The sequence below is a fragment of the Pseudoponticoccus marisrubri genome (assembly GCF_001482405.1).
Taxonomy (GTDB): Bacteria; Pseudomonadota; Alphaproteobacteria; order Rhodobacterales; family Rhodobacteraceae; genus Pseudoponticoccus; species Pseudoponticoccus marisrubri.
In genome coordinates, this window is record NZ_LPXO01000014.1 from 23,974 (window position 1) to 47,822 (window position 23,849).

A 23,849-nucleotide genomic window follows, 5' to 3' on the forward strand; every position below is an offset into this window, starting at 1 on the left:
CGGCCACGGGTGGTTGCGGGTCCCGGCGGCAGGGCTACACTGTCGACGGTATGTCCCGTCAAGGAGCCCGTCCATGCGTTGCCTGATCGCCGTTCTCGCCCTGCTGGCCGCGCCGGCCGCCGCCCACGAGTTCTGGATCGACCCGCACGATTTCCGCATCGATCCCGGCGACGCCGCCGTGGCCGATATCCGCGTCGGCGAAAAGCTGGAGGGCGTGGCCTATCGCTACGTGCCGCGCAATTTCCGCCGCTTCGACATCGTGACGGGCGCAGAGACGCGGCCCGTCGAAGGGCGCGCGGGCGACCGGCCCGCGCTGGACATGGCGCTCGAGACGCCCGGCCTGTCGGTGGTGGTCCATGTCTCGCGCGACCATGACCTGACCTACACCGAGTGGCAGAAATTCGTCGATTTCTGCGCCCACAAGGATTTCGACTGGGCCGTCGAACGGCACCTGGACCGCGGGTTGGGCAAGGAGGTGGTGCGCGAGCGCTATTCCCGCCATGCCAAGAGCCTGATCGCCGTGGGCGAGGGGGCCGGCGCCGACCGGCAGGTCGGGCTGGTGGCCGAGATCGTGGCCCGCGCCAACCCCTACACCGATGCGCTGGATGGCCGCTTCCCGGTCACCGTCTACCATGAGGGCGCGCCGCGCCCCGATGCGCAGGTCGAGGTGTTCGAGCGTGCACCTGACGGGTCGGTCACCGTGTCGCTCTACCGCACCGATGCCGAGGGCCATGCCGAGATCGCGGTGACGCCGGGCCACATGTACCTGGTCGATCACGTGGTCATGCGCGAATTGCCCGTCACCTCGCCTGACGACCCGGCCTGGGAAAGCCTCTGGGCCTCGCTGACCTTCGAGGTGCCAGGGTGAGCCTGCTCGACGACCTGCGCGGCGCGATTGGCGCGGGACATGTCCTGACCGGCGAGGATTGCGCGGCCTGGTCGCGCGACTGGACCGGGCAGTACAGCTGGACGCCGCTTTGCGTCGCGCGCCCGGCAGACACGGGCGAGGTCTCGGCCGTGCTGCGGCTGGCCCACGCGGCGCGCTGCCCGGTGGTGCCGGTCTCGGGGATGACCGGACTGACTGGAGGCGCCTCGGCCGAGGGGGCGGTGATGCTCTCGCTCGACCGGATGACGGCGATCCGTGAGATCCGCGCCCCGGCGCGGCTGGCCGTGGTCGAGGCAGGCGTGGTGCTGGAGCAGCTGCACGCGGCGGCGGCCGAGCAGGGTCTTGCCTTCCCGATGACCTTCGGCGCCAAGGGCTCGGCCCGGATCGGCGGCATGCTGGCCACAAATGCCGGCGGCTCGAACGTCCTGCGCCACGGCAATACGCGCGACCTCGTGCTGGGGGTCGAGGCGGTGCTGGCCGACGGCCGCGTGGTGGACCTGATGTCCGAGTTGCACAAGAACAATGCCGGCTACGACCTGCGGCATCTGCTGATCGGCTCCGAGGGTACGCTGGGCGTGATCACGGCCGCGGTACTGAAACTGGTGCCACGGCCCCGGGCCCATGCCACGGCGATGGTGGCGACCGCGACCCTGACGGAGGCGCTGGCGCTGCTGAACCGGTTGCAGGACATGACCGGCGGCGCGGTCGAGGCCTTCGAGTACATGCCGGGCGCCTATATGCGCCGCTACGCCACGCTGCATCCCGAGGTCCAGCTGCCGCTGGGGCAGGATCACGCCGTCAACCTGCTGGTCGAGCTGGGCGCCACCGCGCCGCGCGATGCCACGCCGGATGAGACGGGGGCGGTGCCGATCGTGAGCTATCTCGAAGAGGTGCTGGCCGACCTGCTGGAAGAGGGTGCCGTGCAGGACGCGGTCGTGGCGCAGACGGATGCACAGCGGCGCGCCTTCTGGGCGCTGCGTGAATCCGCGGCCGAGGTGACCCTGTCGCGCAAGCCGGTGCTCCTGAACGACGTGGCCGTGCCTGTCGACCGGGTGGGCGCGTTTCTCGAACGGGCCGAGGCGGCGATCCGCGCGGTGGATCCCGGGGCCGAGAGCACGGCAGTGTCGCATCTGGGCGATGGCAATATCCATTTCGGGGTCTGGCCCTCCGAGGCGGGGATCGCCCGCAAGGAGGCGCTGACCGAGGCGGTCGAGGACGTGGTGAGCGAGATGCGCGGCTCCTTCTCGGCCGAGCACGGGATCGGCCTGTCCAAGCTCGGCAGCATGGCCCGGCGCAAGGATCCCGTGGCGCTCGAGATGATGCGCGCGGTGAAATCCGCCCTCGACCCGCGCGACATCCTCAACCCGGGCAAGCTGGTGCCGTGAGCGCGGGGGAAGGCCCTTCGAAGGGCCTTCGGGAACGCGATTGCAATCGCGTTTTCAAAGCGGCTTCAAAGCCGCTTTTTCCAAGCCGCTTCGAAGCGGCTTGCGCCCGACCCGCCGCGAGGCGCCCGGACCGACCGGGTCTCAGTCCTCGTCATCCTCCGGCGGGTCGAAGGCGATGAAGAACTGGTGACAGCAATAAAGCCCGATCGCCCCGAAGATCATCGCCCAGAACAGGTTGCCGTGCAGCACTTCCAGCAGCGCCCAGCCGATGCACAGCGCCACCACCGCCACGCGGCGCCAGAGCGGCTTGAAGATCGCCAGTTGCACGTTGAACGCGGAATTCATGCCGGCCCCTTCTGCCCGTCGCCGCCTTGCTCAGATCGTGGGATCGTCCGCCGCCGCCTCGAGCTTGTCCAGTGCGGCCAGGAAGACCTCCAGCTCTTCCGCGGTCAGGCGGTCGCGCAACTTTTCCTGCCGCGTGCTCATCCGCGGCATCATCCGGTCATAGACCTCGCGCCCCTGCGCGGTCAGGCGCAGGTGGTGGGCGCGGCTGTCATCGGTATCGCGGTGCGAGGCGACCAGCCGGGCGCCCACCAGCGTCTTGACGTTGCGGCTGATCAGCCCCTTGTCCATCGCCGCGAGCCGCGACAGATGCGCGGCGGTGGTGCGCTCGGCGCTGCCGATCAGCGCGATCAGGCGCCACTGGGTCAGCGTGATGCCGACATTCTCGCGCAGGATGCGCGAGGTCTGGGCGTTCAGCTTGGCCTGCACGCGGGCCATCTTGTAGGTGAGGAAATGGGACAGCGGGGCCGTGCGCAGCGCCTCCAGCGTCGAATCGTTAATCATGTTGTGCCATTCATCTATGGGCAAAGGCCCCCATTGGGGGCACATGTATCTCTACGCCTGCCAGTTGTCGTGTCAACGGGGGGATGCGCCGCGCCGCCCCGTGGCGCGCAGGACCCATGTGGCAAAAGGACCGCGCCTGCGGGGCGCGGTCCTTTGTGTCAGCCTATGAAGGCGGCCGGTTCAGTAGAGGCAGAGTTGCTGGGCCGTCTGCAGGATGGGCCCGGGATGGTCGGGCAGGCGCATGAAGGTCACGCGCCGGTTCTCGGCCGCACGCGGGTTGACCGTGTTCTTCAGCACCTGCTCGCCGAAGCCCACCGGGTAGAGCTGCACGTTGACATGGCTGCCCTGCAGAAAGCTGGCCACGGTCTGCGCCCGGCGTTGCGACAGGTTGCAGTTATAGGCGTCCGAGCCCACGGAATCGGTGTGCCCGATCACCGCGTAGGAGGTGCCAGCAAGGGCCGGGTCGCTCAGCGCCGCCACCAGCGTGTTGATGTTCTGCAACTGGTCGCCGCGCACCCGGTCGCTGTCATAGTCGAACTCGATCGTCAGCGAGATCGAGGGCAGTGCCACCCGCTTGGGCGGCGGCTGGTAGCCCGGCTGCTGGGCCGTGTGGTCCTGCGTCGGGACACGTGCGGTGGCCGTCTTCTCGGGCGGCGGGGCGGTGTAGTCCGGCGCCACGGCCGGCGGCGCCTTGGTCACCTGCACCGTGCCCGCGTTCGGGTCGAAGACCAGCGTCTCGTATTCCGGCGCCATGTCGATCACGGCGCTTTCGAACTGGATGTCGCCGCCGCCGCTGTTCGACAGGTCGTTGCAATTGGCGGCGGTGGCGTTCAGCAGGCAGCGCGCGATCGGGTTGCGCGGCTGCGGCTGCTGCTGCACGAGCGGGAAGGGAGTGTCGTCCTCCCCGGGGATGAACATCTCTCCGGTCTGTGCCTGGCCTGCCATGGGCAGGCCGAGGCAGAGAGCGAAGCCGAGCATCAGGGGTCGCATCGCTCTCATCTCCTCAGTGCTCCGAGACCGGGACCGAGATCTGCGCCTTGATCACGTCGGGGTTGTGATCGCTCAGGGCGCGGTAGTCCACGTCCGGCGCCGAGGCCTTCTTGTGGTCCGGCCCCTCGTCGTCGAGGCTCAGGATCAGGGTCTCGTTCACCACGGTCGAGTACTGGTCACGGCTGATCGGCTTGTGGCCGGCCGCGCAGGAGACCTTGGTCGTGTCCCGCGTCGCGGCGCTGATCGCCTTGTCACCGCCGTTGCAGATGGCCAGGATCGTCTCCAGCCCCGGTTCGGAGGTGCGCAGCGCGCCCCGCGGCGGGAAGACATACTGCTCGCCGCCCTTGATCACGATGTCCTCGAGACCGGGGAAGGGGTAGAGCACGCAGCTGTCATGGTCGTCGTCGATCGAGATCAGCGTCAACCGGCAGTCGTGGCGCGGCTCGATGATGATCTTCAGCTCTTCGCCGACCTTGTAGGTGGGCTGGTCGGTATAGACGGTCAGGTGGCTCTGCGCCGGCACCGAGTGCTGCACCGGGTCATAGGCGGGCGCGTCCTTCTTGCTGGCGACCACGTCGTCATAGCTGGTGTCGACATGCGGCTTCTTGGCCGGCGGCGCGGTATGGCCGGCGGGCTTGGGCTCGGGCGCGTAGTCGGTGCCGTCCACCACCTTCTTGACCGAGGCGGGCAGGTGGGCGACCGGCTTGAACTCGGTCTTCAGCGGCGCATAGTCGGTCAGCCGTTCCAGCAAGACAGGGTAGGCCGCGTTCCACTCGTCCCGCGCGATGGGCGAGACATGCAGGCGGTTGAGCAGCCCGGCCATGTCGGTGCCGGCAAAGCCCATGCGGCTGGTCAGGTCCTCCTCGGTCAGGCCCAGCTCGTTGGCGGCCTGCGCGAAATCGAGGAAGTAGTCCACGTGGTAGACGAACAGCCCGCGCACGGGCTCCAGCCCGGCGGCCTTGGTGTCGGGGTCGATGCCCGACAGGGTCAGCGTCTCGAGGAAGGCGTCCATGTCCTCCTGGAAGACTTCGTTCACCGCGTCCTGTCCCGGGTAGATCGCGTCGATGGTCTGGCGCGCATGGGCCGGCAGGGCGAGGTTGTTCAGCGCCACTTCGCGGACGGTGTCGTCGTTGAAGCGGATGCCCTTGGAGTGGCACGAGATGCACGAGATGCCGTTGACCACCTCGCCGGTGCCGTCGGGATAGTCGGTGTCGCGCACGATCTGGGTCGGGCCGACATCCAGCCGCTCGCCATCGGCGGTGTTGAGGTAATAGGCGTGGAAGCCGTTGGGCAGGGTGAAGATCGACTCGCCCCCGTCATGTTCGAAGGCCAGCTCGGGGCCATAGACGAAATCCGGGCCCAGCGGGTACTCGAAGAAGCTCTGACGCCCCTTCGAGCCGGCGAAGTCGTAGGAGGTCCAGAAGAAGCCGGTGCCCATCGGATGCCGTTCGATCAGGCGGTTATGCGTCGACACGCCCGAATCCTGGAAGCCGGCGCGGATCACCTGCTCGTTCAGGATGTTCTTCTTCATGTCGATGCCGAGCATGTTCTCCAGCCCGGCCACCGTCTCGGGCAGGCCCAGCATGTCGTAGTAGAGCGGCGAGACCGAGGCCGTGGCCGTGAACCAGTCGGCCCGGATCACCGGCACCTTGGTGTCGGTCAGGTGCTGGATCTGGCTCAGGTAGGGGTCGGTCTTGCTTTGCATCGCATAGGGGTAACGGGCCTCCAGCAGGTGCCAGGTCTCCTTTTCCCAATGCAGGTCGGGCAGGAAGATGCGGAACAGCGTGCCATGCTCGTCGATCTTCTCGAAGGTGTAGATCTCGGGGTTCCAGCTCAGCGCGTTCAGCAGCTTGACCGTGGCGGCGAGGTAGGCCTGGTAGTTCTCCTCGCTGACATCGCCGTCATTCCACATCGGCCGCATCGACAGGTAGCGGATACGGTCGCGGCGCTGCGTGGGCTGCGCCTGGATGTCGGCATGCACCATCTCGTACATCTTCTCGAGCGTGATGAACTCGCGCGGCTCGGGCGCGGTCTCGCCCAGGGCGACGATCCATTCCTCGAGCTTGGCGAGATCCTCGGCACTGGGCGCGCAATCGGGCGTCCAGCAATCGTCGGGCATGGGGGGCGAGCCGCCGGTGATCACCTGGTAGAGCTTGGATTTCGAGGGCTCGCCCGAGGCGACCAGCTTGGGGTCCTGCGACAGGCGGCGGATGTCCAGCACGTGGCCGAACCCGTCCTTGGCCTTGGTCAGACCGTCCTCCAGCGCACCGTCCTGGTGGCAGCCGGCGCAATACTTGCCCAGCACCTCGTAGGCGGCGGCCTCGGCCTCGGTCGCGTCGTCCGGCAGCGGCATCGCGTCGCTGGCCAGGGCCGGGGCGGCGGCCATCCCGGCCACTGCGACCACCACGGCCTTGATCACATCACTTGCTTGCATAACGCGGGTCTCCTTGAAAATGCGGTTCGGTTCAGTTGCACCGGATGGAAAGATACTTTTTCGAAGCCCACCCCGTCACGCCGCCGGTTCCGCGATACGGGGTCTGACACTGGCCCGAGAGACACTGGACACGGGCCCAATTGCCTTTCTGTGCGAGCACCTGGACCTGATCGCCGAGATACAGCTCCGAGATCACCCGCGCACGCGTGCTATTGTCGGAGCGAACGTTCAGGAAGCCTAGTCCGGAATTCCTGCTGTGGGTGCTGTAGGGTTGCAGGTTGACGACACGGGCCCGGCACTGGGTGACGCGCGGCTTGGTGCGCGTCAGCAGCGGCGTGTAGACCCAGCCGGTCCGCCCGTCGGGCATGCGGATGTTCGACCACTTGTCCTGCTGGGCAAAGACCGTGACCTGGGTGCCGGGGCGCAGCTCGGTGAAGTCGTGATAGCTGGTCGAGGGGCCGGTGCGCACGTTCAGCCCGCCCGAGTTGTTGTTGTCCACGTACATCACCCGGTTCACCGGGCTGGGCGAGGGGGCGGGCGCGCCGCCGTTCCACAGCACCTCGGCCACGAAGCGCCGGCCCGTCGAGCAGTAACTGTCGCCGGGGATGGCATTGCGCGATTTCAGCTGCGCCAGCCGCGCATCGGCGCCGCTGCGCGAGACGGTTTCCAGCACGATGCCGTAATAGCCGTTATCCGACTGGAACATGCGCACGCCGCTGCGTCCGCGCAGCCATTGCGAGATGAAGCCCGTGGCCTCGGCGATCGAGGTGCGCGAGGCCGCCACGATGTAGCAGCGGTTCGAGCCCAGCGTGTAGTTGCCCTTGACCACCCGCACGCCGCCATTGCCCGGCGAAGGGGCGGGGGCCGGCGGGTTCTGCAGGTAGGCGATCCGGTCGATCACCGCCTGCGCGATGCACGAGCCGTTCGCGCCGCAGGAATTGCGGGTCTTCAGCCAGCTGCCCTGCTCGGAGGCGCTGACATGCGACTGGGCGTTGTAGGTGCTCTCCATCTGCGCATCCAGCCCGGCCAGGTATTGGCTGTTGCAGATCGTGCGCTCGGTCGTGTTCAGGTTGGACGACCGGCACCACGGCCGCAGGTAGGTCTGTTCGATCTTGGGCGGCGTGGGGTCGATGGTCTGGCCCGGGTCGATCGGCGTGCTGTCGATGGGCGGCGGCGCGGTGGCCGCGTCCTCTTCGGTGCAGTTCGCGGCAAGATAGCCCTTGGCCACGATGGACAGCGGGTGCGTGTCGCACTGCTCGATATAGACGTCATAGGCAAAGCACTGGTCGTAGGCCTTGGCCTCCTGGTAGAGCGCGTTGCACAGCGCGTCGGCGGTCTGGTCGACCGGCGGCGCCTCGGGCGTGCCGGTGTCGACCGTCGGCGTGCCATCGGAAGGGTCCACCGGGGCGGGATCCACCGGCGCGGGCTGCTCCGGCGCGGGCGTGGTCAGCGCCGCCTTAAGTACCTCGGACTGCGACAGGATTTCGGCCATGGGGATGGCGAAATTCACCGCGTCGCGCTTGGAGCCGGCATGGTGCAGCCCCACCACCATCTGCAGAGAGGCGTCGATCACCGGCGAGCCGGAATTGCCCGGCAGCGTGTCGCAGGTGTGCAGCAGGCGGCGGTCGGACAGGGCGGGGCGGTTGGCGCGGCATTGCTCGCGGCTGATGCGCTGCGCCTCGCCCATCGGGTGGCCGATCACCCAGTAGGGATCGCCGTCTGCCGGCATCTTGGCGGCCAGCTGCAGCGCGCCGAACTGGCGCGACGGGTTGCCGATCACCTTGAGCACCGAGTAGTCGAGATCCTCCGAGGTCTCGACCGGGTGGGCGATGACGGTGTATTTCTCGGTGCCTTCCTCGACGCCGGGCTGAGTGTAGCCGGCCACGAACATCACGCTGTCGATCCGCGTCGCCTTGGCGCGGGGGTTCTTCAGGATGCCCGGCACGCAGTGGTGATTGGTCAGGATGTGGTTCTCGTCCACGATGAAGGCGGTGCAGGGAAACACGCCCTTGTCGGTCAGCACGTCCAGCCGGCCCACAGACAGGCCCATCTTGGCGAACACGCTCTCGGACGAGTAGTTCACGATGTGTTCGTTGTTGTAATCGTCGATCGTCACTTCCAGCTCGTCCCAGCTTGCGCCGGCGGACTGGGTGGTGCTGAGCACGACGCTGCCATAGCTTTGCGCGTCGAACCCGATCAGATCCTGCGCGGCCGCCGGTCCGGGCTGGCCGAGCAGGGCTATGAATATTGCCAATGCCGCGAGGGGTCGCACTGTGGATTCCTCCAAAAGGTCTTTTTCCGCAAGATATTTTCATGATCCGCCACGCCACCCGTTCGAGTCAACGCGGGAAAACCGGACCCGTGCATATGACGCGGGCCGGGGGACGATCCTTGGCGGGGGGCGGGACTTTACAGGACGCGCGACAGGAAGGCCCGCGTGCGGGGCTCTTGCGGGGTCTCGAAGATCCGCGCGGGCGGGCCGGATTCGAGGATCCGGCCGCGGTCGAGGAAACAGACCGTGTCGGCCAGCTCGCGCGCGAAGCCCATCTCGTGGGTGGCCAGCACCATGGTCATGCCCTCGGCGCGCAGCTGGCGCAGCACGTCCAGCACCTCGCCCACCAGCTCGGGGTCGAGCGCCGAGGTGATCTCGTCGAAGAGCATGATCTCCGGCGCCATGGCCAGGGCGCGGATGATCGCCACGCGCTGCTGCTGCCCGCCCGAGAGCTGGTCGGGATAATGCTCCATCCGGTCGGCCAGCCCGAAACGCGCAAAAAGCGCGGCCACCCGGTCGGACAGCGCCGCGCCGGACTGGCCGCGCACGCGGCGCGGGGCCAGCTCCACATTGGCGCGCGCGGTCATGTGCGGGAACAGGTTGTAGCTCTGGAACACCATGCCGATCCGGGTGCGCACCGGCTGCGGATCGCGCCCGGGCTCGGAGATGTCGGTCCCGTCCAGCAGGATTGCCCCGTCATCGATGGGCTCCAGCAGGTTCATGCAGCGCAAGAGCGTCGACTTCCCCGAGCCCGAGGCCCCGATCAGGCAGACCATCTGCCCGGCCGAGACGGTCAGGTCAATGCCGTCCAGCACCACGTTGTCGCCGAAAGCCTTGCGCACCCCTGTCAGCTGCAGCATCGCCATCACGACCGCGCCCGTTTCTGGCGGCTCATCAGGTGGTCGGCATAGCGCGTCGCCGGGATGGTGATGGCCAGGAAGATCAGCGCCGCGCCGACATAGGGCGTGAAATTGGCCAGCAGCGACTTGTAGACGCCGGCCTGCCGGAAGATCTCGACCGGGCCGATGAAGGACAGCAGCGCCACGTCCTTCTGCAGCGCGATGAACAGGTTCATGTTGGCCGGCACCACGCGGCGCACCGCCTGCGGCAGGATGACGAAGCGCATCGTGTCGCGCGGAGACAGGCCCAGCGACTGCGCGGCGGCGCGCTGGCTGTCATGGATCGACTCGATGCCCGAGCGGATCACCTCGGCCACATAGGCCGAGTAGACGAGGATCAGCGCCAGCGAGCCCCAGAGATAGGGCGAGTTCCACGGCCGCGGCAGGCCCAGCCCGGGGATGCCGAAACCGATCAGGTAGATCACGAGGATCACCGGCAGCCCGCGGAAGATGTCGATGAAGGCGGTGGCGGCCAGCTTGACCGGCGTCAGCGCCGGGGCACGCAGATCGCGCGCGATGGCCAGCAGCAGCCCCGCCGCCGCGATCAGCGGCGCGCACCAGGCGAAGATCGCGATATCCATCAGGAAGGCGTTCAGCAGCCCGGGAAAGGTGCGCGCGAAGACCTCGCCGTTGAAGAAGGAGCGCTGCACCGCCTCCCATCCCGGGGCCAGCGGCACCAGCACCACGATGGCCAGCACCACCAGGCCGGTGGAGCCGGCCGCGACGAGGTTGGCACGGCGGCGTTGGCGGGCCTCGAAGATCTCGCGGCGTGTGGGCATGGGCGCTCCGGACAGGGGCAGGGGCCGGACCCTTGCGGGCCCGGGCCGTGGTTGCGACAGGTGGCGGGGTTACTCGATGACCGGCACGCCGGTGGCGTCCTGCAGCCAAGTGGCCTCGATCTCGGCCAGCCGCCCGCTGTCCTTCAGCGCGCCCAGAGCGGCGTCGACGCATTCCTTCAGCGGGTTGCCCTTTTCCATCAGCAGGCCGAACTGGTCGGGGTTCTCGCTGCGCTCGGGCGGGAACTGGCCCAGCAGAACGCCGTCATTCAGCACCACCGCCGAGAGGTACAGCGCGGTGGGCAGGTCGAAGAGCGCGGCGTCGATCTGGCCCGCCTGCATCGCGGCGGTCACGTCGACATTGTCGCCGTAGAGCAGCGGCTGGCGCTCGGGCGCGATCAGGTCGGTCAGCATGGGCACGGCGGTGGTGTTGGCATCCGCCCCCCAGACCAGCCCCTTGAGCGAGGCGACGGTCGGCTCGGCCCCGGCCTCGACCACCGCGCCGGTGGTCAGTACCGCCATGGCCGAGGTGTAGTAGGGCACCGAGAAATCCACCACCTGCGCCCGCTCGGGCGTGATCGAGAATTGCTGCAGGTTGACGTCGAAATCCTTGGCCCCGGGCTGGATCGACTGGTCGAAGCTGGTGCGCGTCCAGCTGACCTGATCGGCGGCGAAGCCCATCTCCTCGGCCAGGGCATAGGCGACGGCGGCCTCGAACCCCTCGCCGCTTTCGGGCGCATCGTTCAGCACCCAAGGGTAGTAGGCCGGGTTGCCGGTGGCGATGGTCAGCACGCCCTCCTCGATCGTCTTGCCGGCGGCACAGTCGGTCTGGGCGACGGCGGGCAGGGCAAGCACAAGGGCCAGCGTCGAGGTCGTCAGAAGGCGTGTCATGTCGGGGCTCCCTGTGAGGTCGGTTCGCGCGCAGCTTTGCGCCGCGCGGCGGACTTGTCAATTTGGCCGCTGCATGCGGGCTCAGAGCCGGGTCAGCACCGCCTCCAGCATGCGCTCCACCGCGCTGGTGCGCTGCCGGATCGGGCTTTCGATCACGAAATAGGGCGAGACGGTGATCCGCGTGTCCAGCTGCAGCTGCACGAGCCTTGCGCCGATCCCCGGCCCGGTCAGCAGCGAGGCGGTCTCCTGGGTCTGGGGCGAGACCGCGTCGCTGCCCGACATCAGCGCCAGCGCAACCAGCAGCGACGAGGTGTCGGTGACGCGCCGCGGCACGGGCAGGCTGCGCGCGATGCAGGCATCCTCGACCGCGCGCCGGATCGGCGAGCCGGGATCCTGGATCACCCATTCCGCGCCGGTCAGCTCGGACAGCCCCACCGGGCGCCCGGCCAGCGGATGGCCGTCGCGCGCCAGCAACGCCACGGTCTCGACCCGGGCGGGGTGGCTGCGGAAGCTGCGCGCATCCCCCTCCGAGGGCAGGCGCGCGATGATGAAGTCATAGCGCCCCTCTTCCAGCCCCCGGATCAGCTTGTGCGACGGTGCCACCCCGATCGAGACCGACAGGGTGAGGGCCTTGGCGCGCACCGCGCGCAGCGCCGGCACCAGCACGCCCACCGCCGGCCCCGAGACCGAGCCCACCCGCACGCTGCCGGCCTCGCCGTCGCGCAGCTGGCGCAGCTCGGTCGTCAGGCTGTCGAATTCCGACAGGATGCCGCGCGCGTGTTTCAGAAAGGCCTCGCCCGCCTCGGTCGGGATCATGCCGCGCGGGTGGCGCTGGAACAGCGCCATGCCGGTCTGGCCCTCGATCTCGGACAGGATGCGCGAGGCGGCCGGCTGGGTGATCGCCATGGCCTCGGCCGCCATCTGCAGCCTTTGCGTCTCGGCGATCTTCAGCAGCAGCCCCAGATGCGAGGGTTTCACGCGATGTGCCAGGGACATGGGCCCGCCTTATCAAGAATGGTATGACATCTGCCCGGATCGGCATTTGAAGGGTATATCGCGCAGCGATAGGGTCGCGCCAGAGCCAAAATCGGGGGACGGGACGTGACATTCAAGCCGGCAGACTGGCCGCGCCGCCTGCGCAGCCAGGAATGGTATGGCGGCACCAGCCGCGACGTGATCTACCATCGCGGCTGGCTGAAGAACCAGGGCTATCCCGACGACCTGTTCGACGGCCGCCCGATCATCGGCGTGCTGAACACCTGGTCCGACCTGACGCCCTGCAACGGCCACCTGCGCGAGTTGGTCGAGAAGGTGAAGGCGGGCATCTGGGAGGCCGGCGGCTTCCCGGTCGAGGTGCCGGTCTTCAGCGCCTCCGAGAACACGTTCCGCCCCACGGCGATGATGTTCCGCAACCTCGCCGCCCTGTCGATCGAGGAGCAGATCCGCGGCCAGCCGGTGGATGGCTGCGTGCTGCTGGTGGGCTGCGACAAGACCACGCCCTCGCTGCTGATGGCGGCGGCCTCGTGCGACCTGCCCTCGATCGTGGTGACCGGCGGGCCGATGCTGAACGGATATTTCCAGGGCGAGCGCGTCGGCTCGGGCACGCATCTGTGGCGCTTCTCCGAGGCGGTGAAGGCCGGCGAGATGACGCAGGAGGAGTTCCTGGAGGCTGAGCAGAGCATGTCGCGCTCGACCGGGACCTGCAACACGATGGGCACGGCCTCGACCATGGCCAGCATGGCCGAGGCGTTGGGCATGGCGCTGTCGGGCAATGCCGCGATCCCGGCGGTGGATTCGCGGCGCCGGGTGATGGCGCAGCTGTCGGGGCGGCGCATCGTGCAGATGGTCAAGGACGACCTCAAGCCCTCCGACGTGATGACCCGCCCCGCCTTCGAGAACGCGATCCGCACCAATGGCGCCATCGGCGGGTCGACCAACGCGGTGGTCCATCTGCTGGCCATCGCCGGCCGGGTGGGGCTGGACCTGACGCTGGATGACTGGGACCGCTGCGGGCGCGACGTGGCGACCATCGTCAACCTGCTGCCTTCAGGCGAATACCTGATGGAGGAGTTCTTCTATGCCGGCGGCCTGCCCGTGGTGCTGCGCCAGCTGGGCGAGGACGGGCTGCTGCACCGCGATGCGCTGACCGTCTCGGGCGGCACGATCTGGGACGAGGTGCGCGAGGCGCGCAACTGGAACTCCGACGTGATCCGCCCGGTTGCGCAGGCGCTGACCCCGCAGGGCGGCATCGCCGTGCTCAAGGGCAACCTTGCACCCAAGGGGGCGGTGCTGAAACCCTCGGCCGCCAGCCCGCACCTGATGCAGCATCGCGGCCGCGCGGTGGTGTTCGAGGATATCGACGACTACAAGGCCCGCATCGGCGACGAGGCGCTGGAGATCGACGAGACCTGCGTCATGGTGCTGAAGAATTGCGGGCCCAAGGGCTATCCCGGCATGGCCGAGGTCGGCAACATGGGCCTGCCGCCCAAGATCCTGCGCAAGGGCATCACCGACATGGTGCGCATCTCGGATGCGCGCATGTCCGGCACCGCCTATGGCACGGTGATCCTGCATACCTCGCCCGAGGCAGCAGCCGGCGGGCCGCTGGCCGTGGTGCGGACGGGCGATATGATCGAGATCGACGTCGCGGCCCGCCGCCTGCATCTCGATATCTCCGAGCAGGAGTTGCAAACCCGGCTGTCGGCATGGCAGCCGGTCCATGAAACGCCCCCGTCCGGCTATGCCTGGCTGCACCAGGCCCATGTGGAGGGCGCCGATACCGGCGCCGACCTGGACTTCCTCAAGGGCTGCCGGGGGGCACCGGTCGGAAAGGATTCGCATTGATGAAGATCGCCCTTGTAGGCGTGGGCAAGATCGCCCTCGACCAGCACGTGCCGTCGATTGCCGACAGCCCGGACTGGGACCTCGCCGCAACCGTCTCGCGCCACGGCACCGTCGAGGGTGTCGAGGCCTTCACCGACATGGATGCCATGCTGGAAGCACGGCCCGACATCCGGGTCGTCTCGCTCTGCCTGCCGCCGGTGCCGCGTTTCGACTATGCGCGCAAGGCGATTGCCGCGGGTCGGCACGTGATGCTGGAAAAACCGCCCGGCGCCACCCTGGCCGAGTGCCATGCTCTCGAGGCCATGGCCCGCGCCGCCGGCGTGTCGCTCTTTGCCACATGGCACTCGCGCGAGGCCGACATGGTCGATCCGGCGCGTGGCTGGCTGGCCGACAAGCGGGTGACGCGTGCGCATATCAACTGGCAGGAGGACGTGCGCAAGTGGCATCCCGGGCAGGACTGGTGTTTCGAGCCCGGAGGAATGGGCGTGTTCGATCCCGGCATCAACGCGCTGTCGATCCTGACCAAGATCCTGCCGGCGCCGGTGCATCTGCGCGCCGCCACGCTGCATTTCCCGGAAAACCGGCAGACGCCGATCACCGTCGACCTGACCTTCAGCGACGGGGTCACCGGGCATTTCAACTGGGACCATGACGGCCCCGAGCACTGGGATATCGAGGTCGAGACCGAGGCCGGCACGCTGGCGCTGCATGATGGCGGCGCGCGCATGACGCTGGACGGGCAGGCCCACGGCGCGCCCGGCGATGCGCTGCGCGGCGAATATCCAAGGCTTTACAAGGCAATGGCCGCGCTGGTCGAACGCGGGGGGATCGACATGGATCTCGCCCCGCTGACCCATGTGGCCGATGCCTTCATGCTGGGCGAGCGCCGCAGCGCCGCCGCTTTCGATTGGTGAGGAGACGAGAATGGACAAGGTACTGACGGGCATCCTGCCCGTGGCGCCGACCCCGTTCCACGCGGATGGCCGCGTGGACGAAGAGGGCACGCGCCGTGTGATGGATTGCATGATCGACCAGGGCGTGGACGCGATCTGCATCCTGGCCAACTATTCCGAGCAGTTCCTGCTCTCGGATGCCGAGCGCGACCTGGTGATGCGCCTGTCGCTGGAGCAGGTGGCCGGCCGCGTGCCGGTGATCGTCACGATCAGCCATTTCGCCACCGAGGTCGTCACCGCGCGGGCCAAGGCGGCGCAGGCGATGGGCGCGTCCATGGTGATGATGATGCCGCCCTATCACGGGGTCGGGCTGGTGCCAGGCCCCGAGGGGATCTTCGAGCAGTTCCGCGCCGTCTCGGACGCCATCTCGATCCCGATCATGGTGCAGGACGCGCCGCTGTCGGGCGTGTCGCTGCCGGTGCCTCTGCTGGTGCGCATGGCGCGCGAGATCGAGAATGTCAGCTATTTCAAGATCGAGACGCCCTTTGCCGCCGACAAGCTGGCCAGGCTGATCGACGAGGGGGGCGACGCGATCGTCGGGCCCTTCGACGGCGAGGAGGCGGTGACCCTGCTGGCCGATCTGGATGCCGGCTGTACCGGCACGATGACCAGCGCCTTGCAGCCCGAGAAGATCCGGCCCATCGTGACCGAGTACCTGGCCGGCAACCCGGATGCCGCGCTGGAGCAGTGGAAGCTCTGCCTGCCGCTGATCAACCATGAAAATCGCCAATGCGGCCTGCGCGCCGCAAAGACCGTGATGATGGCCGGCGGGGTGATCGGCTCGGACCATGTGCGCCACCCGCTGGCGCCGATGACCGAGCGCACCCGCGACCGGCTGTTGCAACTGGCGGGCGAGCTTGATCTCGTCGCGCTGAAATGGGGCAAATAAGGAGATGATCCGCAGATGACCTTTCAACCGCACGGAAAGCACCTGGTGGCCAGCGAGTGGGTCGAGGGGGATGCCAAGTTCCGCTCGGAGCCCGTCGAGGGCACGGCGCATGAATTCTCGGTCGGCACGCCGGATCTGGTGGACCGCGCCTGCAAGGCGGCCGAAGAGGCGTTCTGGAGCTATGGCTATTCCTCGCGCGAGGACCGGGCCAAGTTCCTGAACACCATCGCCGACGAGATCGAGGCCCGCGGCGACGCGATCACCGAGATCGGCTGCCAGGAAACCGGTCTGCCCGAGGCGCGCCTGCAGGGCGAGCGGGGCCGCACCACCGGCCAGCTGCGCCTCTTCGCGGACCACATCCTCAAGGGCGACTATCTCGACCGGCGCCATGACGAAGCGCTGCCCGACCGCCAGCCGCTGCCGCGCCCGGACCTGAAGATGGTCCAGCGCCCGATCGGCCCGGTCGCGGTGTTCGGCGCCTCGAACTTCCCGCTGGCCTTCTCGACCGCGGGCGGCGACACCGCCAGCGCGCTGGCGGCCGGCTGCCCGGTGGTGGTCAAGGGCCACTCGGCCCATCCCGGCACCGCCGAGGTCGTGGCCGAGGCGATCCATGCCGCCATCGCGGCCTGCGGCATGCCCAAGGGCGTGTTCAGCCTGATCCAGGGCGGCAAGCGCGACGTGGGCCAGGCGCTGGTGCAGCATCCGCTGATCCGTGCCGTGGGCTTTACGGGCAGCCTCGGCGGGGGTCGCGCGCTGTTCGACCTGTGCGCGCAGCGCCCCGAGCCGATCCCCTTCTTCGGCGAGCTGGGCTCGGTCAACCCGATGTTCCTGCTGCCCGAGGCCGTGCGCGCCCGCGGCGCGCAGATCGGCGAGGGCTGGGCCGGGTCGCTGACCATGGGCGCGGGCCAGTTCTGCACCAATCCCGGCATCGCCGTGGTCGAAAAGGGCGCCGAGGGCGATGCCTTCGTGCAGGCCGCGGCCGAGGCACTGAAGGGCGTGCAGACGCAATGCATGCTGACCGACGGCATCGCCTCGGCCTACCGGGACGGCAAGTCGCGCTTTGACGGGCGCAACGCGGTCAAGCCGGTGCTGGTCACCGAAAGCGACGGGCGCTACGCCAATCCCAACCTCTACGAGACGGATGCGGCCGACTACCTGCAGGACCACGCGTTGGGCGAAGAGGTGTTCGGCCCGCTGGGCCTGGTGGTGCGCGTCTCGGGACCTGACGAGATGGAGACGCTGGCGCGCGGCTTCGAGGGTCAGCTGACCGCCACGCTGCACATGGATGACGGCGACACCGCGCTGGCGCGGCGGCTGATGCCGGTGCTGGAGCGCAAGGCCGGCCGGCTGCTGGTCAATGGCTTCCCCACCGGCGTGGAAGTGGCCGACAGCATGGTGCATGGCGGGCCATTCCCGGCCTCGACCAATTTCGGCGCCACCTCGGTCGGCACGCTGGCGATCCGCCGCTTCCTGCGGCCGGTCTGCTACCAGAACGTCCCCGACGCGCTGCTGCCGGGCGACCTGGCCTGACCCTGTCCCGGGGCGGGGGCCTGCGGGCCCCCGTCCATGCCCGCCCCGCAGCGGGGCGGGGTGCTTTCCTTCCCTGACATGCGCAGAGAACGCCCTGCCGCCCGGCTCAGCCGGGCTTGTAGACGCGGTTCGCCTCGGGGTCCTCGGTCGAGTAGGGCAGGCTTTCCAGCGCGTCCCAGACCTCGGCCGGGATCTTCGTGGCCGCCCAGTCCAGCGTTTGTGTGACCCGTTCGGGCTTGGAGACACCCACGATGGTCGAGGTGATGCGCGGGTCGCGCAGCGAGAAGGCCAGCGCCACCGCGCCCGGAGCCACCCCGTATTGCGCGCAGGCGGCCTCGATACGGCGCACCGGCTCCAATGCTTCGTCGCTGGCCTCCTGGTAGGTGACGCGCGGCATCTCGGCCGAGCCCTTTGCCAGAACGCCGCCGGCATAGGGCGCGGCGTTCAGCACCGCGATCCCGTTGTCATGGGCATAGTCGAACATGTTCGAGGCGGCCCGGTTCAGCAGGGTGAAGCGGTTGTGGCTGATCAGCGCGTCGAAGGGACGCTCGCGCAGGATCGGCTCCATGATGTCGAGCTTGCCCATGGCCAGCCCCACCGCCTGCGCGATGCCCTCGTCCTTCAGCTTGAACAGCTCATCCAGCGCGCCGCCTGTCCCGGTGATCTCTTGCAGGTCGCGGGCGTGCTCGGGATCGTGCAGGTGCAGCAGCGGGATGCGGTCCAGCCCCAGCGCGGTCAGGCTCTCCTCGACCGACTGGCGCACGCGGGCCGCGTCGAAGCGCCCGGTCTCCATGTCGCGGTCCAGCTTGGTGGACAGAACGAACCCGTCCGGCAGCCCGCCACGCTCGCGGATCACCGCGCCGATGCGTTCCTCGGAGCGGCCGAAGCCGTAATTGCGCGAGGTGTCGAGCATGTTGACCGGCCCGTCGAAGATCGCGCGTACCGTGGCGCGGGCGCGCTCCTCGTCGACCGAGTATCCGTAGGTGTCGGGCATGTCGCCCAGCCCGGAGGCGCCGAAGCACAGCTCGGTCACCTCGAGGTCGGTATTGCCCAGGGCATAGCGTTGCATGTCTGTCTCCTGTCAGAGCCGGTAGAAACGGGCGGCGGTGCCGCCGAAGATCTGCGCCTGGTCGGTCGCGTCCAGATGCGCGGTCAGGCGGCACGCCTGCGCGTACCAATCGGCATATTCGGCGCGCAGCCGCAGCACCGGCCAGTCCGAGCCCCACATGACGCGCGCCGCGCCGAAGGCGGCGAGGATGTGATCGGTATAGGGGCGCAGCGCGTCGTCTTCCAGCGGGGTATCGGCCTCGGTCAGCAGGCCGGACAGCTTGATCGTGGCATGGCTGTCGCGGGCCAGCGCCGAGATCCCGGCGGTCCAGTCGTCGAAGGCGGCGGGCGCAGGGTCGCGGATCTGCGGCTTGAGCCCGTGATCCAGCACCACGCGGAGGTCGGGGTGGCGGTCGAGCAGCCTGCGGAAATAGGGGATGTGGCGCGGGAAGCCCAGCGCGTCAAAACTCAGGTCCATTTCGACCAGCGCGCGATAGGCCCATTGCACCTCGTCGCGCAGCATCCAGCCATCGTCGGGAAGGTCCTGGATCATCGGCCGCACGCCAAGGAACTTGGGGTGCCGGGCGAGGCGCTCCAGCTCGGCCCGGCTGTCGGGGCGCTCGAAATCGATCCAGCCCACCACGCCGGCCACGTGCGGCGTGGCATCGGCGAGGCCCAGCATGTACTCGGTCTCGGCCACGCTGGGCGCGGCCTGCACCAGCACCGTGCGGGTCACGCCGGTCGCGGCCAGACCGGGGGCCAGCTCGGCGGGACCGTAGGGGCGGGTCAGCACGGGATCGTCGGGCGGCATCCAGCCGTAATCGCCGCGGGCGGGCTGCCAGAAATGGTGATGGGCGTCGATCCGGTCCATGCGCGGGGCTCCCTGGCGGCGCGGGCCGCCCTGTGGTCGGTGGTCTGAAAGCGAACGGCGGCGCTGTCGCGCCGCCGTCCCCGTCCCGTCGTCAGGATCAGTTGACGCAGGTGTCGATGTTGTCGTTGTTGCAGACGTCGAGCCCGGTATAGATCGGATCCTCGACCTCGTTGCCCTCGGCGATGTCCTTGAGGATGTACATCGCCTTGTAGCCCATCTCGAACGGGCGCTGGCCGACAAGACCGTTGCCCAGACCGTCCTTGGTCTGTGCGATCTGCATGGGCAGCGTGTCGGCCACCACGATGGTCAGATCGCCATTGGCCATCTCTTCCTGGTAGGGCTCCACCGCGTTGCGGTAGGCATTGTCGAACCATTGCGTGAAGGCGCCGGTCGACAGGAAGGCGGTCAGGTCGGGATTGGCGGCAAGGATATCGGTCATGCCCTGCACCGCGACATTGCCGTCATCGTTGGTGATCAGCGGGCAGCCCGAGATCTCGGTCCAGCCGCCCTGTCCGGTCAGCGGCTCGCCCGGCGGGTCGCCCAGCTCCATGCCGGCCAGCTGCTCGCGCGCGCCCAGCAGGCGCTCGTTGTGGTTGGCCGCCGCCGCGCCGCCGGTCTGCAGGCAGATCGTGCCGCCATCGGGGTGACGCGCCTGCACCAGCTCGGCCAGGTGACGCCCGATGTCATAGTTGAACGTGCCCACATAGGTGGTGCGCAGCTCGGCATCCTCGGGCAGCAGGTCGCTGTCCCAGGTCATCACGGGGATGCCGGCCTCGGCCGCGTCCTCCAGCGCCTTGGCCATGGCCGGCGCGTTCGAGGGCGCCACCGCGATGCCGTCGACACCCTTGGTAATGAGGTCCTGCACGATCTGGATCTGCTCCAGCTCGGTATGCTCGCCCGGGCCGATATATTCGCAGGTCACGTCCTCCAGCTCTTCCTGCGCCTTGTAACAGCCGTCGCGCGCAAGATCGAAGAACGGGTTGTTCATCGCCTTGGGCACCAGTGCGAAGGTGTAGCCGCCATGCGCCTCGGCAAAGGCCGCCGGCGCGGTCAGTGCAACCAGTGCGGTTGCTGTCAGTAGCTTCTTCATGGGTCTCCTCCCTGATGGTCATGAAGCGTTGCGGGGCGGGGGTGGTTGTTATTTTCCCCCTCGGTTGCGGATCTGTTCCAGAAGCACCGCAAGGATGAGGAACAGACCGACAAAGAATTGCTGCCAGAGCGCCGGGATCCCGGCCAGCAGCAGCGAATTGCGGATCAGCTCGACCAGCGCGGCGCCGATCGGGGCCCCCAGCGCGTAGACCACGCCGCCCATCAGGTTGGCGCCGCCGATCACCGTGGCGGCGATCACGTTGAGCTCGTATGTGACGCCCATGCCGTTGGTGGCCGAGCCGGTATAGCCGATGAACATGAAGGCGGCGACGCCGGTGCACATCGAGCAGACCACGTAGACCGAGACGATCATCCGCTCGACCGGGATGCCCGACAGCTTGGCCGCCTGCGCATTGCCGCCGATGGCGATCACCCAGCGCCCCCAGGATGTGAATTTCCACACCCACCAGAAGATCGCCGTCAGGATGCCAAGCACCCAGACCACGTTGGGCACGCCCAGCACGCTCTCGCCGCCGATCCACTCGAACAGGTCCTGCTGGGGGCCGAACTCGTAGATCATCTTGTTGTCCGACAAAACCATGGCGATGGAGCGCGCCATGGCCAGCATGCCCAGCGTCACCACGAAGGGCGCGAGCCTGAGATAGGCGATCAGCACGCCGTTGATCAGCCCCACCACCGCGGCGGTGGCCATGCAGACCAGAAAGCCCGGCAGCACGCCCCATCCCGCCTGCAGGGTCAGGCCCAGCGTGATCGCGCAGAGCCCCAGCAGGGAGCCCACGGAAAGGTCGATCCCGGCGGTGCAGATCACCGCCGACATGCCAAGTGCCATGATCCCGAAGAAGGCCATGTTGCGGGTGATGTTGAACATGTTGCGCTCGGTCATGAAGGCGTCCGAGACAAAGCTCATGACAAGACCGATGGCGATGATGGCGACGAAGACCCAGAAGGGCTGGGTGCGCAGGATGGTGCCGAAGCCCGAGACCTCCTGCCGCGAGGTGATCTCGTCGTCGATGGCCGCGTGGTCGACGCTCTCCTCGACCTTGTCCATCGGGCCACGGCCCGGGTGGCGGCGCAGGTCCTGGTCGGTGGGTTCGTCCGTCATGCTGCTTCGATCGCCCCGATGATGAGGCCCGTCACTTCTTCCGGGCTGGTGTCGGTTATCTTCTTGTCGGCCACCTTGGTGCCGCGGCGCAGCACGGCGACCCGGTCGCAGACCTCGAACACGTCGGGCATCCGGTGCGACACGAGGATCACGGCGTGGCCGGTCTCCTTCAGGCGCTTGATCAGGGCCAGCACCTCGGCCACCTGCCGGACCGAGATCGCGGCGGTGGGCTCGTCCATCAGCACCAGCTTGGGGTCCGACAGCTGCGTGCGGGCGATGGCCACGGCCTGGCGCTGGCCGCCCGACATCTGCTTGACCAGGTCGCGCGGGCGGGTTTCCGATTTCAGCCCGGCAAAGAGCTTGCCCGCATTGGCATACATCGCCGCGTAGTCGAGCATCGAGAAGGGGCCCACCTTCTTCTTCAGCTCGCGGCCGAGATAGACATTGGCCCCGGCGGTCAGGTTGTCGCAGAGCGCGAGGTCCTGGTAAACGATTTCAATGCCGGCTTCGCGGGCATCCAGCGGCTTGTTGAACTCGACCCGTTGACCGTCGATGCGGATCTCGCCGCTTGTGGGCATGAAATTGCCCGCGATGATCTTCATCAGCGTGGATTTGCCGGCCCCGTTGTCGCCCATCAGGCCGACCGCCTCGCCGGGCGCGATGGACAGGTCCACCCCGCTCAGCGCGTGGATCGCGCCAAAGCTTTTCGTGATGCTCTCGAGTTCGAGCAACGACATGCATGTCCTCCCATGATCCCGCGCCCGTGGCCCCTTGGCCCGGTCACGTTCGGCGCGCTCTCGTTCGGTGGAGCGACGTGGGGGAAACTGTAAGCCGCGAATCCGTTAGCGGTCAAACCTTGATTGATCGCGCATTCTTGGCGGCGCGATCCAGACGCGATGCGGGCCTGCTCAGCCGGGCAGGGGGCCGGTGCTGGCGCGCAGGATCAGCTCGACCCCGATGGTCTCGACCGGCTCGTCGGGCACGGCCAGCGGCTGCTCCAGCCGGGCCAGCAGCATCGAGGCGGCCCGCGTGCCCAGCTTGTGCCGATCCTGCCGGATCGTGGTCAGCGCGGGGATGTAGTAGTGCGACATCTCGATATCGTCGAAGCCGATCACCGACATGTCGCCCGGCACCGACAGCCCCGCCGCCACGAGGGTCGAGATCAGCCCGAAGGCCACCATGTCCGAGGCGCAGAACACCGCGCTGGGCCGGTCTTCCATGGCAAGGATCCGCTGCGCCGCCTCCTGACCCGAGCGCATCGAGAAATCGCCCCGGATGATCCATTCGTCGCGCGCGGGCAGGCCCAGCCGCGCGCGCTCCTCCTGCATGCCTTCGCGCCGCATCCGGGTCAGCACGTTGCCCTTGGGCCCGGTCACATGGGCGATCCTCTGGTGGCCCAGCTCGGCCAGGTGGCCGATCGCCAGCCGCGCGCCGCCCTCGTTGTCGCTGCGGATCGAGGGGAAGGGCGCGCCATGCACCCATTCGCAGGCAAAGACGATGCGGTCCGACAGGTTGCGCGCGGTGAACTGGGCCAGCTCGGAAGCGGGCAGGCCGCCATCGAGCGAGATGATCCCGTCGACCCGGGCATCGAGGATGAAATCGGCGAGGCTGCCCTCGGCCGGGTCGCGCACCGAGGTGTCGGTGATCAGCACCGCATAATCGCTGCCTTCCAGCGCCTGGCTGATCCCGGCCAGGATGCGCGAGAAGAACGGGTTGGACAGGTCGGGCACCAGCACGAGGATCGCGCCCGCGCGCTGCTTGCGCAGGTTGCGCGCGGCCTGGTTCACGCGATAGCCCGTTTCGCGAATCGCGTCGAACACGGCGGTGCGCGTCGCCTCGGCCAGCAGGTCGGGATTGGACAGGGCCCGGCTGACCGTGGCGGTCGACACGCCGGCGGCGCGCGCAACGTCCTGAATCCGGACGGATTTCTGAACCATCTGTATGCCCTTTCCTGAATGCGTCTCTTAGCGTGTCGTCCCCGCTTGACAAGAGCGCTTGTGACATAACAGTGTATATGTAATCGTTTGCAAGTCACTTTGACGCGGAATGTAAACGATTGCACGAGGGATCTCGCCATCAGGCAGACCCGGTGATCCTGCCGCGAGGCAGACAGGGAAAGGGCCG

Annotated in this window: 21 protein-coding genes; 6 read left to right on the forward strand and 15 right to left on the reverse strand. The window is 68.1% G+C overall.

The features are described from left to right. Nucleotides 1-73 precede the first annotated feature (73 nt). Complete coding sequence (locus tag AVJ23_RS17950) at nucleotides 74-868, forward strand: DUF4198 domain-containing protein (RefSeq protein ID WP_058863603.1); 795 nt, start codon at nucleotides 74-76, stop codon at nucleotides 866-868. Then, nucleotides 865-2,271: an FAD-binding oxidoreductase gene (locus tag AVJ23_RS17955; RefSeq protein WP_058863604.1), complete on the forward strand. Its 1,407-nt coding sequence runs from the start codon at nucleotides 865-867 to the stop codon at nucleotides 2,269-2,271. Before AVJ23_RS17950 ends, AVJ23_RS17955 begins: the two co-directional genes overlap by 4 nt. A gap of 141 nt (nucleotides 2,272-2,412) precedes the next feature. On the opposite strand, the gene AVJ23_RS17960 is transcribed toward AVJ23_RS17955, so the two are convergent. The 9 genes from AVJ23_RS17960 to AVJ23_RS18000 all read right to left on the reverse strand — a co-directional run bounded on the left by AVJ23_RS17960 (nucleotide 2,413) and on the right by AVJ23_RS18000 (nucleotide 12,375). Further along, nucleotides 2,413-2,616, reverse strand: a complete 204-nt coding sequence (locus AVJ23_RS17960) for a hypothetical protein (protein ID WP_058863605.1) — start codon at nucleotides 2,614-2,616, stop codon at nucleotides 2,413-2,415. A 30-nt stretch (nucleotides 2,617-2,646) separates the two neighbouring features. Further along, nucleotides 2,647-3,117: a MarR family winged helix-turn-helix transcriptional regulator gene (locus AVJ23_RS17965; protein ID WP_058863606.1), complete on the reverse strand. Its 471-nt coding sequence runs from the start codon at nucleotides 3,115-3,117 to the stop codon at nucleotides 2,647-2,649. 180 nt (nucleotides 3,118-3,297) lie between these two features. Continuing rightward, nucleotides 3,298-4,107, reverse strand: a complete 810-nt coding sequence (locus AVJ23_RS23190; protein WP_276203221.1) for an OmpA family protein — start codon at nucleotides 4,105-4,107, stop codon at nucleotides 3,298-3,300. Between the two features lie 13 nt (nucleotides 4,108-4,120). Then, entirely contained in the window at nucleotides 4,121-6,541 is a 2,421-nt protein-coding gene (locus AVJ23_RS17975; RefSeq protein WP_058863608.1) for a DUF4384 domain-containing protein, read from the reverse strand. 31 nt (nucleotides 6,542-6,572) lie between these two features. Next, nucleotides 6,573-8,795, reverse strand: coding sequence for an SH3 domain-containing protein (locus tag AVJ23_RS17980; RefSeq protein WP_058863609.1), 2,223 nt, complete (start codon nucleotides 8,793-8,795; stop codon nucleotides 6,573-6,575). A gap of 155 nt (nucleotides 8,796-8,950) precedes the next feature. Further along, nucleotides 8,951-9,679 (reverse strand): amino acid ABC transporter ATP-binding protein, encoded by a 729-nt coding sequence (locus AVJ23_RS17985; RefSeq protein WP_058863610.1) that lies wholly within the window; start codon nucleotides 9,677-9,679, stop codon nucleotides 8,951-8,953. Beyond that, the gene (locus tag AVJ23_RS17990; protein ID WP_058863611.1) at nucleotides 9,679-10,491 is read right to left on the reverse strand and encodes an amino acid ABC transporter permease; all 813 of its coding nucleotides are present in this window, start codon (nucleotides 10,489-10,491) and stop codon (nucleotides 9,679-9,681) included. Before AVJ23_RS17990 ends, AVJ23_RS17985 begins: the two co-directional genes overlap by 1 nt. A 69-nt stretch (nucleotides 10,492-10,560) precedes the next feature. Further along, the gene (locus AVJ23_RS17995) at nucleotides 10,561-11,379 is read right to left on the reverse strand and encodes an ABC transporter substrate-binding protein (protein ID WP_058863612.1); all 819 of its coding nucleotides are present in this window, start codon (nucleotides 11,377-11,379) and stop codon (nucleotides 10,561-10,563) included. An 81-nt stretch (nucleotides 11,380-11,460) separates the two neighbouring features. Then, the gene (locus AVJ23_RS18000; protein WP_058863613.1) at nucleotides 11,461-12,375 is read right to left on the reverse strand and encodes a LysR family transcriptional regulator; all 915 of its coding nucleotides are present in this window, start codon (nucleotides 12,373-12,375) and stop codon (nucleotides 11,461-11,463) included. Nucleotides 12,376-12,480: 105 nt separating this feature from the next. On the opposite strand from AVJ23_RS18000, the gene araD reads away from it, so the two are divergent. Genes araD through AVJ23_RS18020 form a run of 4 tightly spaced genes read left to right on the forward strand, consistent with a single transcriptional unit; the run spans nucleotide 12,481 to nucleotide 17,595 of the window. After that, nucleotides 12,481-14,223, forward strand: coding sequence for an L-arabinonate dehydratase (gene araD, locus AVJ23_RS18005; RefSeq protein WP_058863614.1), 1,743 nt, complete (start codon nucleotides 12,481-12,483; stop codon nucleotides 14,221-14,223). Then, the gene (locus AVJ23_RS18010) at nucleotides 14,223-15,137 is read left to right on the forward strand and encodes a Gfo/Idh/MocA family protein (RefSeq protein WP_058863615.1); all 915 of its coding nucleotides are present in this window, start codon (nucleotides 14,223-14,225) and stop codon (nucleotides 15,135-15,137) included. The genes araD and AVJ23_RS18010 overlap by 1 nt, the downstream gene beginning before the upstream one ends. Before the next feature lie 10 nt (nucleotides 15,138-15,147). Continuing rightward, the gene (locus AVJ23_RS18015; protein ID WP_058863616.1) at nucleotides 15,148-16,065 is read left to right on the forward strand and encodes a dihydrodipicolinate synthase family protein; all 918 of its coding nucleotides are present in this window, start codon (nucleotides 15,148-15,150) and stop codon (nucleotides 16,063-16,065) included. A 15-nt stretch (nucleotides 16,066-16,080) separates the two neighbouring features. Next, nucleotides 16,081-17,595: an aldehyde dehydrogenase (NADP(+)) gene (locus tag AVJ23_RS18020; protein ID WP_058863617.1), complete on the forward strand. Its 1,515-nt coding sequence runs from the start codon at nucleotides 16,081-16,083 to the stop codon at nucleotides 17,593-17,595. A 106-nt stretch (nucleotides 17,596-17,701) separates the two neighbouring features. On the opposite strand, the gene AVJ23_RS18025 is transcribed toward AVJ23_RS18020, so the two are convergent. The 6 genes from AVJ23_RS18025 to AVJ23_RS18050 all read right to left on the reverse strand — a co-directional run bounded on the left by AVJ23_RS18025 (nucleotide 17,702) and on the right by AVJ23_RS18050 (nucleotide 23,662). After that, nucleotides 17,702-18,664, reverse strand: coding sequence for an aldo/keto reductase (locus AVJ23_RS18025; RefSeq protein ID WP_058863618.1), 963 nt, complete (start codon nucleotides 18,662-18,664; stop codon nucleotides 17,702-17,704). A gap of 12 nt (nucleotides 18,665-18,676) precedes the next feature. After that, on the reverse strand, nucleotides 18,677-19,513 hold the full coding sequence (locus AVJ23_RS18030) for an amidohydrolase family protein (RefSeq protein WP_058863619.1): 837 nt from the start codon (nucleotides 19,511-19,513) through the stop codon (nucleotides 18,677-18,679). Between the two features lie 97 nt (nucleotides 19,514-19,610). After that, nucleotides 19,611-20,603 (reverse strand): sugar-binding protein, encoded by a 993-nt coding sequence (locus AVJ23_RS18035; RefSeq protein WP_058863620.1) that lies wholly within the window; start codon nucleotides 20,601-20,603, stop codon nucleotides 19,611-19,613. A 48-nt stretch (nucleotides 20,604-20,651) separates the two neighbouring features. Further along, the gene (locus AVJ23_RS18040; protein WP_084794731.1) at nucleotides 20,652-21,725 is read right to left on the reverse strand and encodes an ABC transporter permease; all 1,074 of its coding nucleotides are present in this window, start codon (nucleotides 21,723-21,725) and stop codon (nucleotides 20,652-20,654) included. After that, a complete protein-coding gene (locus AVJ23_RS18045; protein ID WP_058863621.1) occupies nucleotides 21,722-22,462 on the reverse strand; it encodes an ATP-binding cassette domain-containing protein in 741 nt (246 codons plus the stop codon). The genes AVJ23_RS18040 and AVJ23_RS18045 overlap by 4 nt, the downstream gene beginning before the upstream one ends. Before the next feature lie 171 nt (nucleotides 22,463-22,633). Next, nucleotides 22,634-23,662, reverse strand: a complete 1,029-nt coding sequence (locus AVJ23_RS18050; protein WP_058863622.1) for a LacI family DNA-binding transcriptional regulator — start codon at nucleotides 23,660-23,662, stop codon at nucleotides 22,634-22,636. Between the last annotated feature and the right edge of the window lie 187 nt (nucleotides 23,663-23,849).